Source organism: Rhodanobacter thiooxydans LCS2, assembly GCF_000264375.1.
In the GTDB taxonomy this organism is placed as follows: Bacteria; Pseudomonadota; Gammaproteobacteria; order Xanthomonadales; family Rhodanobacteraceae; genus Rhodanobacter; species Rhodanobacter thiooxydans.
The window spans coordinates 1-464 of record NZ_AJXW01000141.1 but is presented as its reverse complement, the minus strand read 5'-3'; the positions used below and the strand labels follow the sequence as shown (position 1 = coordinate 464).

1 protein-coding gene is annotated in these 464 nt (G+C 72.6%); it reads left to right on the top strand.

All coding sequences use genetic code 11. From position 1 onward, the window contains the following. Positions 1-464: M56 family metallopeptidase (locus tag UUA_RS18250; protein WP_039954548.1), on the top strand; the 464-nt coding region annotated here is incomplete at both ends.

Genomic DNA, 464 nt, shown 5'->3' with positions numbered 1-464 from the left:
GTGTGGGTCATGCTGCTGTGGCTGTTGGGCGGCACGGCCAGCTTGTTGCAGGCCGTTCTCGCGCAGGCGCGTTACCGCCTGCGGCTGCGTGGCGCCACGCGCGTTGCCGATGCGCAGTCCCGCTGGCCGGTGCTGCGCGCGCCCGGCCCGGATGTCGGCCCCGCCCTGATCGGTGCCTGGCGCGCGCGCATCGTGCTGCCGGCGGATTTCGAGCAGCGCTACGATGCTGGCGAACGCGCGCTGATCCTCGCCCATGAGACCGCGCATGCCCGCCGCGGCGACGGCTGGTGGTGCCTGCTGGCGCGCGTCCTTGCCGCGCTGTGCTGGTTCCACCCGCTGGCGTGGTGGGCGCTGGCCGCGCTGCGCCACGACCAGGAACTGGCCTGCGATGCCGCCGTGCTGCGCGAGCACGGCGAACAACGGCGCAGCTATGCGAATGCGATGTTGAAAACCCAGTCGGCCGC